Origin of the sequence: Paenibacillus sp. J45TS6, from assembly GCF_018403285.1 — a bacterium.
GTDB lineage: Bacteria > Bacillota > Bacilli > Paenibacillales > Paenibacillaceae > Paenibacillus.
Genome location: NZ_BOSJ01000006.1, coordinates 50,343 through 62,168 on the forward strand (window position 1 = coordinate 50,343; position 11,826 = coordinate 62,168).

Consider the following 11,826-nt stretch of genomic DNA (forward strand, 5'->3'; position numbering starts at 1 on the left):
GTACCACGGTGAGACAGGGCAGAATGCAATGAAAGGGGAATTACTCCCATGAATATAGGACAAACCTTACGAGGGCTGTTAGGTGATTCAAAAGCAGCGGGAGGTGCAAAGTCGCTCGAATTAAAAGAAGGACAGGTGGTTCGGGCGAGCGTTGTACAGGTATCCTCAGATCAAAAAGAAGCGGTCCTTCAAATTAAAGGAGTTCAAATACGAGCTGCACTAGATACACCTATGAAAGCCGGAGATACCGCCATACTCCAGGTAGGTTCCCCGAATAAAGACGGCATGCTCGTGATGAAGCCGTATGAAGGAACACTTGCATCTGCATCACCCGGCACAATGACCGATCTCTTAAGTTCGCTTAAGCTGACTGATACAAAAGAAAACAGGCAGCTGCTGATTGCGATGCAACAAAGCGGTATTCAGCTTACGAAAGAAAATGTGACAAGCGTGCAGAATACGATGGCGGCGAAGCCCGAAAATATAAAATTAGGGGAATGGATGAACTCAGTAAGTCTTGCTATGCAGCGAGGACTTCCCGTTACCGGAACGAGTGTTCAAAGTCTCCATATGGCTTTGTATGGTCCTTCGCTGGATCAACTTATGGGTGAACTTGATGGTATGCTGCAAAAAATCATTACGGCTGACGCTACGTGGAAGGGGAATACCGCCAAAACCGCGGGGATCGTAGACGGGAATCGAACCCCATTCCCAGGTTCTGAGATGCCGTTTCGTCCTGAAACGAAAGCAGAGAATGGTAGTGGGAATGTTAGTATGACGGAAGGTAAACGAGGAATGGTGACCTCTGCCGAGTATGGTGTTACGAGTCTTCGTGCTGAAAGTGCTGCAGGTAGCGCGGCAACACCGCTAACGAATGGAGATCTTGATTCTAAAACTGCAGGAATGGGTGCAAAGAATACGAGTGATCTAAGTTCTGTTGCTACAGGAGAACAGACTGCAAGTGAATCGGAAGGAATGACGAGTTCTAAAGTAAATACACAAGACAGCGGATTAAAGGGTAGCGGAAATATACAGAGTATGGGTATCAAAACAGGTGGCAGTGAGGAACAGAATCAGGCTCCTAAGAATGCAGCTGCTAGTGAGGGAAATGATCAGGTTCATGGCGGCGAAAATGCAAGCAAGAAAAATTTAGGCGGAGATTCTGTGGTAAAAGATACGAAGTTTGTATCCCTATCTGTATCCGCATCGAGCGAAAAAGAGCAGTTCGTAAACAGGCCTGCAAACGCAGGAACTGCAGATCAGGGAGAGGCGGAGCTAATTCCTGCTCGCTCAGCAGCTGTGCCGCCTGGGCCTGAACTGGCGCGGCGCGTGACAAACCTGCTGCAGGAACTGCAGGCAGCGCCGCAAATCCAACTGGCCGGTGAGAACTCGGCCAGCAAAGCTGCTGCGGTGCCAGGCACGCCGCAGCAGGGACAGGGTGCTGATGCACAGCCAGCACCCGGGCACACGCCAGCCGCCACGAGTGATGACTCGTGGGTGGGGCGTGTGCTGAAGCTGCTCGGTGCGGAGCACGAGCAGCAGATTGTGCGCGGGACATTGCCTTCTCCCGCGCAGAGTGGGGTGGCCGCAGCAGAGCAAGCGGACACACTGAAGGGCCTGCTGCTGCAAGCAGAGGCAAGTGCAGAACTTCCGCCGGCTGTGAAAGAGACGGCTGGGCAGCTTGTGCACTTACTTACAGGGCATCAGCTGCTAATGAATACAGACCGGACTGCTCCCTTTGCCCAGATGAATTGGTTCATCCCGTTAAACGGAGCAGACGGGCAAGTGACGGCAAATGTGCAAATCGAGTCTCGGCGCGGGCCAAGAGGTGAGCTGGATGCATCCCATTGCCGGATTTGGTTTGATCTGAATATGAAGCAGCTTGGCCCAACATTAATAGACATGCAGGTGGTTGGTAAAGTGATAAGCCTGCATATTCGTACAGATAATGAGCTTTCCGCTCGTATTTTTGAAGAAGGACATGATCAGATTGGATCACTCCTCGAGAACACAGGGTACCAGCTGTCCGTATTTCGTTCAGAAGTAGTAACAAGAGAATCCTCTTCGAGCGGTCCCGAATCAGGACTCGGGCCAAAACAGGTGCTAGATACCTATGTACCTGACTCATATAAAGGGGTGGATATGCGAATATGAAAGAGGACACCTCGCAAAAACAAGAGCAGAAAAAGGCAGTAGCTTTAAAATATACACCGGGAGAAGCAGAAGCACCGGTTGTCGTGGCAAAGGGCAATGGCACTTTAGCAGATTCAATATTAGAAAAAGCAAGAGAACATGGTGTGCCCATTCAGGAGGATGCAGCTTTAGTCGAAGTTCTCTCCAAGCTCGATTTGGATACCCAAATACCTCCCGAACTATATCAACTCGTTGCTGAAGTACTGACATTTGTCTATCAGGCAGAACAAAAAGCAAAAGTTTATACTCTTCCCGAGTAGAGAGGAATTGCGATGGATAACGGACAAGTTCCTAATAGAGCAGACTTTCGTAGTGAAATGCCCAAAGATACACGGAAAGCCAAAGGAAAAGCAGGAGAAGAAGCGGCAGCTAGGTTTTTGATAGAGGCAGGTTACCGAATCATGGAAACCAACTGGAGATGTCGAAGCGGTGAGATTGATATTATCGCTGTACTTGAGGATATGTATATTTTTGTTGAAGTTCGAAGTCGAACCGGTTCGCATCAGTATGGAACGGCTCTTGAGTCTGTCAATCATCGTAAAATAAATCAGGTGCGGCAGACTGCCGCGGTGTATCTTCAAGATCGTCGTCTTGGTAACAAGCAGATAAGGTTTGATGTGATGGGTGTTTTACTTCCTCCCGTGAATTGGTCCGAGGGGCCGGTAGAGATTAAACATATTGAGAATGCTTTCTAAGAAATTAGATTCACTTTTGTAAAGTGAAGTAATATAGAGTGAAGTAATGTAAAGTGAAGTGAAGAGCGGTATCATAGAGTTAACTGTGGACGTCCAGACCCTTGGGGAAACAACCGAGTGGGTACTGGACTTTTTTCTATTGTGAGGAATTGACTTTACAAGCATTACCAAGGTATGCTAGGGACAGTGATTTAATTGATAAACATTCTCATTATCTATGTAACTTGTGAAAAATAACTTTGAGTTTTACTTGAGGAGGAAATACGAATGAGTGATACACCTGTACAAGCAGCAGCAAAGAACTTGGACATAAAGGAAGTTATCCGTGGACGCCGTACGATTAAGAAATTTCAGGAACAACCCGTACCTGTAGAAAAGATTACGGAGTTTTTGGACACAGCTGTATGGGCGCCAAATCATAAGCTTCGTGAGCCGTGGAGATTTTTACTATTTCGAGAAGAGGGACGTCAAAAGTTATCGGAGGCCATCGCAGCTGAGATGGGTGAAGACAACAAGTTTGTGACTACGGTCCTTAATGTACCGACGATTATGCTTGTGGTTATGAAGGAAGATCCAAGGCAAGCGATCTTTGATGAAGATTTTGCAGCAACAAGTGCGCTTGTGCAGAACTTTATGTTAGCAGCTTGGGCCGAAGAGGTTGGAACTTTCTGGGTAACAAAGCCGTTCTTGTACGGGCCTAAGTTTAGAGAAACACTTGGCATTGTTCCAGGTGAGAAAATTGTAGGTATGCTCTATATCGGCTATCCTGATGTCGTGCCTAAACCACAAGAACGCACACCAGCATCTGAGAAATTAACTTTATTTAAATAAATTACAAATGAAGCCTGAATCAAGTGTAATGAGTTATGAAATTGATTCAGGCTAGTAGTTAATCGTAGGATTCAGCTATTTAACGAAGAGGAAGTTCTCTTGACAGTGACATGTCATAGGGGACTTCTTTTTGGTTTGTTTATTTATTTTTATTGTCTTTTAAAAATTGGTTTTATACAAGAAAAATGCGAACATTTGTGCTATAATTGAGATTGGTTAAGAGTGGTGGAATTCATTTTATAGATATAATCTTCGTTCTTTAGATCGATACTCTGATACGAGGTGGCATACTTTGAGCTTAACTTCGCTTATTCATACAAATAAGGACTTTCAAGAAATCATCCGTAAAGTTACACCGAAAGCAGCAGATTTTAAATCTTATTCTACGGAAGTTCCTCCCTTTAAGAAAAAATCGATACTCGCAGATTCTAATTTTACGAGCTATGTATCTGGACTCGTTCGGGTGTCTTTTCAATATATGATCAGTGCTATTTTAGCTAGGAAAAATCAAGATTCTCCTGATAAAGCCCTCAATCCGCTTGCAAGAAAAGGGTACGAAGTGATTCATGAATTCTTTTCCGATGTACCTGCGATCGATGAACTGACTCATCTTTTTGAGAGTTTCACTGGGGTTTGGGATTCATTTATAAGAGGAGAAGCGGTTTCGGAAGGAGAATTCATCCACGGAGCCTTTATGTGCAGTAAGCTCGATACGATCTACCGGCTTGGTGTACATGCGACTTTTACCAGTCCAACTGAATTTGTTCAGCAGTTTATCCATCCTCCTATGCCTGATGTAGAGAGCGACCTAAAGCTTCTATGGCAGATCTTTGAAGAACGTTTTCCTTATGAGCAAAGGACAGAAATTAAGTATTTTCCTTCCTTTGATGAGAAGCGAAGACGAGTGGGCGGAGCTTCGGCTGATTTTATGATTGGAGATACGCTGTATGATATCAAAACGACTAAAAAACACGGATATAACTGGAAAGAAGCTGCAGAACTAGTGACTTATTATTTACTGAATCGATTAGAAGGGGAGCCTTATAAAATACAAAAACTCGCTTTTTACAAAGCAAGATTTGGAGTTATAGAGTATGTGGAAATCGGCGATTTATTGAGAAAGTATGATATGGAAGAAGCTTTGAATGATCTAAGTAAATTTCAACGAAGATGGAAATAGGCTTTAGAACGTACAAGGATATGATGAAACTGTGGGGATTTGATTAAAAAGTTATCCTGCAGATCGGATATACGATATAATGAACCTTTCAAAGACAATATCTTAAATGAGCATTTTGCAAAATAACTGAATTAAATAATAACTCAAAATATAGCATGAATTGATAGGAGGACATCATCATGGCAAAATCGAAAGTACCAAAGCGGCCAACAAGAGATGAATTTGTATTAGAAGAATTAGGGAACCAGTTGTCAGAAGCCTATCAAGAAGAATCCACAATTGAAGTGACGGTATGGGCATGGGAAGAAAAAGTACGAGGGCAGATCGTAACGATGGATTCACGTACAGGCAAGGTACATATTCAGTCTGAAGAAGGGCTGTATAAAGTCCCCTTCATGGATATTATGAGAATGGATTACCCTAGAGATTAAAGATAGTCTATTATGGCACCATTCAGAACTGTAGGACAAGCCTGCTGGAACAAGTTGATGAGACAATCGAATATTATACTCTACTAACCAACCTATCTAAATTCAGATACTGAGTTGATTGTCCCTGTTACTTGAAGACTGGCGGCAGATGCCGTAACTTCATGTTGAATAATAATATGCCCGCAGAAAAATTTGCGGGCTTTTGCATGCCATTTTTGACAGGAGTGCTTCATCACACAGCAGGATATCGAAGTTATAGAAGGAATGCTGGAGTTGAAAAAGCCATACTGGTAAATAGTTAAAGCAGTAATTGCTAGATGGTAAAGGCTTTCAAGATAGGTGCATCGAAAAAATCGGATTGCTGCTGCCCATGACTGATTTTAAAATTAAAGAGCTATTTGAGTAACAATTTCGTTGGAGAGTTAATCACATATAAGCCATTTGCCCATATACTGTTAAAAAGGAGCTGGCCAGTGTGTATAGCCGTTATCCGATTTATTACTATCCTGTTGCTCGAAGTTATCCCACGTGGACATCATCAAGCGTAGAGTTAAACAGGAAGCTGAGAGCACTATGGGAGCAACATGTGTATTGGACAAGATTAACTGTGAACAGTATTGTAGACGGCCTGCCTGATGTGAATGCAACAACGGAAAGACTGCTGCGAAATCCTGATGATTTTGCGGAAGTATTGGCCACCGTATACGGTACAGCTATTGCTAATGAGTTTGCAAGATTGCTTAGAGAGCATCTCACAATTGCAGCTGAGTTAGTTGGTGATTTGAAGTCGGGTAACTCCGAGGCAGCGGCTGACGCCCAGAGGAGATGGTATGCAAATGCAGACTCCATTGCCGATTTTCTTGGCAGAATAAATCCTTATTGGTCTAAAGTGGAATGGCAGCACATGATGTATGAGCATCTTCGCCTTCTCAGTGATGAGGTTTCCACCCGTATAGCGAAAGACTACGTGAAGAACGTTGCGCTAAATGATCAGATCGAGACACAAGCGCTAGGAATGGCAGATATGATGACGAGTGGGATCGTTCAACAGTTCCCGTCAAACTTCCTAAGTTAATATCGAAAAGGATAAGTTCTTATGGAACTTATCCTTTTTTTGTGGGGAAGTGAGAAACCAGGCAGAAGGACATTGTTACTGATATCCTATTTCTAACTAGATGGGTTAATATATGAAATACGCCCGAACACTAGGAAGAGTGAAGCAGAGGGTAATACTCAAAAACAGGAATTGTTTAAGATGAATTGTTATAACATGATTTATCTTAATAAATAGAACTATAGGGGATTTCATACTTACTCCTGCATCGCCACAGATCTTACATCTAAATTCCGATACTGAATGGCTTCTGCCACATGGAGTGTTGTAATTTGCTCTTCTTCTGCTAGATCTGCAATCGTACGAGCCATCTTAAGAATCCGATCATAAGATCTCATGCTGAGCCCGAGTGCATCAATGGTCTGATGTAGCATCTCCTCGGCAGGCTTATCAAGAACAGCGGTCCGCCGAAGCAAACTACCCGACAGTTCACTATTCCAAGAGATCGGCAGTCCCTTATACCGATGCTCCTGAATTTTCTGTGCAGCGAGCACTTGTGCTTGGAGCTCAGCTGAAGAGGAAGTAATCTTCACTTCTAGTACTTCCTTCGGCCGGGGGACTTCGACTTGTAAATCAATCCGGTCCAGCAGCGGGCCAGATATTTTGGCACGATAGGCGGCTATTTTATGAGGCGTACAAGTACATCGCTGCTGCTTAGGATCATTTCCAGCATATCCGCACGGACAAGGATTCATGGAGGCAGCAAGCATAAAATGAGCAGGGAATGTAAAAGCTGCCCGGGCCCGGCTAAGTGTTACTTGACGATCTTCTAGCGGTTGTCTCAGTACTTCAAGAACTTGGCGGTTAAACTCAGGAAGTTCATCCAGGAACAAAATTCCTCGGTGAGCAAGACTGACTTCTCCTGGTTTTGGTATCGTCCCTCCTCCGATCAGACCGGCGGCTGAAATCGTATGATGTGGGGAACGGAACGGCCGAACCGTTGCAAGTCTACTCAGTCCATCTTTTAATTTGCCAGAAGCGCTTAGAATTTTGGTGACTTCAAGTGCTTCTTGATCGGTAAGGGGAGGAAGTATGGTCGGCAGACGTTTAATGAGCATCGTTTTTCCCGTGCCCGGTGGACCAACAAGCATGATATTATGCATTCCGGCAGCAGCAATCGTGAGTGCTCTTTTCACATGCTGCTGTCCTAGAACGTCAATATAGTCTTCCATAAGATAAGAACCTTCTTCAGAAGATTCTTTACGTGATGAATATGTATCCGTAGAAAGATGAGTGTAGTCTTTGAGCTGTATTCTTCCTTGCTGTATTTTTCCCTTGGTTACAGATGAATCCGCGTCTCCCGATACTGAGGGGACCAAATCTTTTAAATGACGAAGACCATAGACTTCAATTCCTTGGATAACAGAACCTTCGGTTACATTCTCTATGGGAACAACAACAGAATCAAAGCCTTGCCGGCGAGCAAGGTCTACCATACTGAGGATACCGGGTACAGGTCTAAGACTTCCATCGAGTGCTAATTCGCCTAAAAATAAAGTCTTCTTATTTGCAGGAAGGATAAGCTGCTCACTAGTTGTTAATACGGCCAGAGCAATGGCGAGGTCAAAAGAAGACCCTTCTTTACGGAGGTCGGCAGGTGCGAGGTTAATGGTAATCCGCTGCAAGGGATACTGAAAACCACAGTTTTTGATCGCAGCTCGGACACGTTCTACTGCTTCACGTATAGCAGAGTCAGGAAGTCCGATAATCGAAGTTTGAGGTAATCCGTTAGACAAATCCGTTTCCACTTCAATGAGTACCCCGTCGATCCCGTATAAGCAAGCTCCAAATAATTTTCCGTACATATGAAAAAACACCTCGTTTTCAGTTTATCCCACTTCAGATAAGTGGGTATTTAAACATGAAAAAAGGTGCTTCCTTATTTTCAAAATGAATATGAATATTTCAATTGTTTGCAATAGAACGTATGTGTGAACTTTTAGTCTGTATTTCTATGATAAATAACTTAACTTCAAAAATAAATTTAGGGTTCCACTTAAATGACATTAGGAGTTTAATATATTCAGATGGAATCATTTACTAGCAAGTTCATTGTAAACAATGATACTTTTCTATGTCAATCTCAATTATAAAAGAATCTACTCGAATGTTAAAAGAATGTTTCAGACACGCATTTTGATTTTTTAAATTTATTCGAATAATCATCTCGATGGATCGTAGTCGCCAACTAATATTCACATGTCGTAGGTGATACTGACATTTTGTCTTTGATCAACTGTTTGAGCTCTGCTGTGCTATTCTTTTGCTCCATAGAGCCATGTCTCGTTGGCAACTGCGTAATTTCCTCGTATGAAATCTGATCAGTGTTACCCCATTTTATCCAAGGGACTTTATCATACTGGTGGTGCTGGTATTACTTCCAAGGAAGGATGCTCCCAGGTGCATAATTATAAGTGCCCATGTTTGCGGGATCGGTTACGATCAGTCCATTCTCCGTATGGTAGACAGCTTCAAAGCGACCATCTGCCGATATAAACTTTACATGATAGGCAGCATCAAGTTCAGTTGCTTCATACCTATGATATCTGGCGCTAAATAGCCGCCACTTGCCGCATGCAGCAAGTTCACTCATCTCATCTAATCGCTCAGGTGCCTCTCCATACCCATTTAGTATATTCCGAAAATAATGGACCTCCTCAGTGATATAAGGGAGCTTTCTGACATGCCGATCAAACGTCTCAAAAAACAAATCAAAATGCATATGTCCAATTAGTAACTCAGGATGTTTCTCTAAATCATACATCATGCGAGTGAGAATCGCGTGTGCCGCAAACGCTTTGGAATGATCGAATATGTACCATCTGCGATACCCTGAGCGAATTTGAGTATACTGGACAGAGAGTTCGGAAAAATATGCCTCGCTTAGAAAATCAGCTTTGATATCTACATCTACAACGGGGTATTCAACATTTTCTGCTAGAAGATGTAATCCATATATCGAAATCGTTGTCACCATAAAAAAGATAAGGACAACCTTTTTTGGTGACCAACTTTTCATTATTGTTCTAATTTTCTAATCCGCCCTTCTTTAGATATTCGCCTTATTTATTTTCATTAAAAAGATAACCCATGTAAAATACATAAACCTTATGCTGAATGCAGCTGTAATAACTGATCTTTATATGTAATTCCCAAAAGCACTACTGATGATATTGTTTTTCTGCATGTGTTGTTTGAAGTAATCTAGGGCAAGATTTATTCTATTTTACTAATTTCTACATTTGGTATTTCATGCCCTGCTGCAATTGGAAGGGTGAGAGAAGGTACTTTGTGTTACATATAGGTTTCCTGCAATATAATTTTCCGTAATAAACTAAGGGTGCGACTAAATGATTGGAAATTAAATATGGTATTTTAGATTTGCTATGATAAAATAAGATACAAAGATTGGGTTGTATATGTATTTTGCATCAGAATCCAACATGATTTGAATGCCAGGGAGCAGGTGAAATGATTAATGAAAATTCATGAAGAGTTAAAGCTGGAGAACCAGCTTTGTTTTGCTATATATGCTTGTTCAAGAGAGATAACAAAGCTTTACCAGCCGCACCTAGACAAAATTGGGGTCACCTATTCCCAGTATTTGGTGCTTATGGTGTTATGGGAGCGAGAGGAATGTACAGTGAAGGAGATTGGAGAAGCCCTTTATTTGGACTCCGGTACCCTTACTCCGCTGCTTAAACGTATGCAGACCGCAGGACTGATCAACAGAGAACGTTCTGTCCATGATGAAAGAAAGGTACTTGTTTCCTTGACTGAAAAAGGGAAGATGCTACAGGACGAAGCGGTTCATATCCCGAATGCGATGCGGAATCAAGCTTGTCTTGATGATGATCAGTTTACATCTTTATTAAATCAATTCACAGGTCTATTAACACAGGTTCACGAAAATAATGTCGAAGACAAACAAAAGAAGAACTAGGACTATAATTAATGAGCTTTGACTAGTCTAGAAACGGAAGAACCTTCTACTACTCATAAGATTTGAGTATAGAAGGTTTTTCCATTTTTACCCAAACATTCTTTATTTGGAATGATATCGATATCAAAATACACTCAGTTTGATATCAATTTTTAAGGTAAGCGTTTTAAAAACGTGTTACAATGATGTGGGTTTATAAGGACATATGACTAACTAGCCCGCCTTGTTGCAGTCATGTTGATAGGAGGATTCGAGAATGAATATCCATGAATATCAAGGAAAAGAAGTACTTAAACAGTACGGCGTTGCCGTTCCTAACGGAAAAGTAGCTTACACAGTTGAAGAAGCGGTTGAAGCCGCTGCGTCGCTGGGAAGCCCGGTGACTGTAGTGAAAGCACAAATCCACGCAGGTGGACGTGGTAAAGCAGGCGGCGTAAAAGTAGCCAAAACTATGGATGAAGTACGTGAATATGCCTCTGAAATTCTTGGGAAAGTGCTTGTAACGCACCAAACAGGACCAGAAGGCAAAGAAGTGAAAAGACTTCTTATTGAAGAAGGTTGCGATATTCGTAAAGAGTATTATGTGGGAGTTGTCGTGGATCGTGCAACAGGACGAGTAGTTTTGATGGCTTCCGAAGAAGGCGGTACTGAGATCGAAGAAGTAGCAGAAGCTACACCAGAGAAGATTTTTAAAGAAATTGTTGATCCGGCTGTTGGACTTCAGGTATTCCAAGCCCGGAGACTAGCGTATGCAATTAACATTCCTAATGAGCTCGTAAACAAAGCAACGAAATTTATGCTTGCACTGTACGAAGCTTTTGTGGAGAAAGATTGTTCTATTGCAGAGATCAACCCGCTTGTAGTAACAGGTGATGGTAATGTGATGGCACTGGATGCGAAGCTGAACTTTGATTCCAATGCTCTTTATCGTCATAAAGATATTCAGGCACTTCGAGATCTTGATGAAGAAGATGAGAAAGAAATCGAAGCTTCCAAGTTTGATCTGAGCTACATAGCACTTGATGGGAACATCGGCTGTATGGTTAACGGAGCAGGCCTTGCTATGGCAACGATGGACATTATTAAATATTACGGTGGAGACCCCGCTAACTTCCTTGATGTAGGGGGCGGTGCTACAACCGAAAAAGTAACAGAAGCTTTTAAAATCATTTTGTCTGATGCAAAAGTAGAAGGTATTTTTGTTAATATCTTCGGCGGTATTATGCGTTGTGACGTAATTGCGGACGGGGTAGTGGAAGCTGCTAAACAGCTCGGTCTTACGAAACCGCTCGTTGTAAGATTAGAAGGTACGAATGTTGATCTTGGCAAAAAGATTTTGTCAGAATCCGGCCTTAACATCGTAGCAGCGGATTCGATGGCAGACGGTGCACAAAAAATCGTTGCCCTCGTGAAATAATTCATTCCTTTTCGGGGATACC

Annotated in this window: 11 protein-coding genes; 9 read left to right on the forward strand and 2 right to left on the reverse strand. The window is 42.6% G+C overall.

Going from position 1 to position 11,826, the window contains the following annotated elements:
* Positions 1 to 48 precede the first annotated feature (48 nt).
* The 7 genes from KJS58_RS10840 (at position 49) to KJS58_RS25460 (ending at position 6,405) form a co-directional block, all read left to right on the forward strand.
* Positions 49 to 2,154: a hypothetical protein gene (locus KJS58_RS10840; RefSeq protein ID WP_213532537.1), complete on the forward strand. Its 2,106-nt coding sequence runs from the start codon at positions 49 to 51 to the stop codon at positions 2,152 to 2,154.
* Entirely contained in the window at positions 2,151 to 2,453 is a 303-nt protein-coding gene (locus KJS58_RS10845; RefSeq protein ID WP_213532538.1) for an EscU/YscU/HrcU family type III secretion system export apparatus switch protein, read from the forward strand. Before KJS58_RS10840 ends, KJS58_RS10845 begins: the two co-directional genes overlap by 4 nt.
* Positions 2,454 to 2,465: 12 nt before the next feature.
* Positions 2,466 to 2,888: a YraN family protein gene (locus tag KJS58_RS10850; RefSeq protein WP_249717186.1), complete on the forward strand. Its 423-nt coding sequence runs from the start codon at positions 2,466 to 2,468 to the stop codon at positions 2,886 to 2,888.
* A gap of 267 nt (positions 2,889 to 3,155) precedes the next feature.
* Positions 3,156 to 3,719, forward strand: coding sequence for a nitroreductase family protein (locus tag KJS58_RS10855; protein WP_213532539.1), 564 nt, complete (start codon positions 3,156 to 3,158; stop codon positions 3,717 to 3,719).
* A 292-nt stretch (positions 3,720 to 4,011) separates the two neighbouring features.
* Positions 4,012 to 4,899, forward strand: a complete 888-nt coding sequence (locus KJS58_RS10860; RefSeq protein ID WP_213532540.1) for a hypothetical protein — start codon at positions 4,012 to 4,014, stop codon at positions 4,897 to 4,899.
* A 179-nt stretch (positions 4,900 to 5,078) separates the two neighbouring features.
* Positions 5,079 to 5,330, forward strand: coding sequence for a YolD-like family protein (locus KJS58_RS10865; RefSeq protein WP_160036445.1), 252 nt, complete (start codon positions 5,079 to 5,081; stop codon positions 5,328 to 5,330).
* Between the two features lie 475 nt (positions 5,331 to 5,805).
* On the forward strand, positions 5,806 to 6,405 hold the full coding sequence (locus KJS58_RS25460) for an acetylglutamate kinase (RefSeq protein ID WP_249717188.1): 600 nt from the start codon (positions 5,806 to 5,808) through the stop codon (positions 6,403 to 6,405).
* Between the two features lie 236 nt (positions 6,406 to 6,641).
* On the opposite strand, the gene KJS58_RS10875 is transcribed toward KJS58_RS25460, so the two are convergent.
* On the reverse strand, positions 6,642 to 8,249 hold the full coding sequence (locus KJS58_RS10875; RefSeq protein WP_213532541.1) for a YifB family Mg chelatase-like AAA ATPase: 1,608 nt from the start codon (positions 8,247 to 8,249) through the stop codon (positions 6,642 to 6,644).
* A 569-nt stretch (positions 8,250 to 8,818) separates the two neighbouring features.
* Positions 8,819 to 9,463 (reverse strand): hypothetical protein, encoded by a 645-nt coding sequence (locus tag KJS58_RS10880; RefSeq protein WP_249717190.1) that lies wholly within the window; start codon positions 9,461 to 9,463, stop codon positions 8,819 to 8,821.
* A 459-nt stretch (positions 9,464 to 9,922) separates the two neighbouring features.
* Between KJS58_RS10880 and KJS58_RS10885 the strand changes: the two genes are divergently transcribed.
* Both KJS58_RS10885 and sucC read left to right on the forward strand, forming a co-directional pair.
* Complete coding sequence (locus tag KJS58_RS10885; protein ID WP_213532542.1) at positions 9,923 to 10,387, forward strand: MarR family winged helix-turn-helix transcriptional regulator; 465 nt, start codon at positions 9,923 to 9,925, stop codon at positions 10,385 to 10,387.
* 256 nt (positions 10,388 to 10,643) lie between these two features.
* Positions 10,644 to 11,804 carry an ADP-forming succinate--CoA ligase subunit beta gene (sucC, locus tag KJS58_RS10890; protein WP_213532543.1) on the forward strand — a complete coding sequence of 387 codons (1,161 nt, stop codon included), beginning with the start codon at positions 10,644 to 10,646 and terminating at the stop codon, positions 11,802 to 11,804.
* Positions 11,805 to 11,826 lie beyond the last annotated feature (22 nt).

What these genes read in the sequence shown, in the direction of transcription:
- KJS58_RS10840 (WP_213532537.1), top strand. Translation starts at nt 49, where the DNA reads ATGAATATAGGACAAACCTTACGAGGGCTGTTAGGTGATTCAAAAGCA.
- KJS58_RS10865 (WP_160036445.1), top strand. Translation starts at nt 5,079, where the DNA reads ATGGCAAAATCGAAAGTACCAAAGCGGCCAACAAGAGATGAATTTGTA.
- KJS58_RS10880 (WP_249717190.1), bottom strand. Translation starts at nt 9,463, where the DNA reads ATGAAAAGTTGGTCACCAAAAAAGGTTGTCCTTATCTTTTTTATGGTG.
- KJS58_RS10885 (WP_213532542.1), top strand. Translation starts at nt 9,923, where the DNA reads ATGAAAATTCATGAAGAGTTAAAGCTGGAGAACCAGCTTTGTTTTGCT.
- KJS58_RS10845 (WP_213532538.1), top strand. Translation starts at nt 2,151, where the DNA reads ATGAAAGAGGACACCTCGCAAAAACAAGAGCAGAAAAAGGCAGTAGCT.
- KJS58_RS10850 (WP_249717186.1), top strand. Translation starts at nt 2,466, where the DNA reads ATGGATAACGGACAAGTTCCTAATAGAGCAGACTTTCGTAGTGAAATG.
- KJS58_RS10855 (WP_213532539.1), top strand. Translation starts at nt 3,156, where the DNA reads ATGAGTGATACACCTGTACAAGCAGCAGCAAAGAACTTGGACATAAAG.
- KJS58_RS10875 (WP_213532541.1), bottom strand. Translation starts at nt 8,249, where the DNA reads ATGTACGGAAAATTATTTGGAGCTTGCTTATACGGGATCGACGGGGTA.
- sucC (WP_213532543.1), top strand. Translation starts at nt 10,644, where the DNA reads ATGAATATCCATGAATATCAAGGAAAAGAAGTACTTAAACAGTACGGC.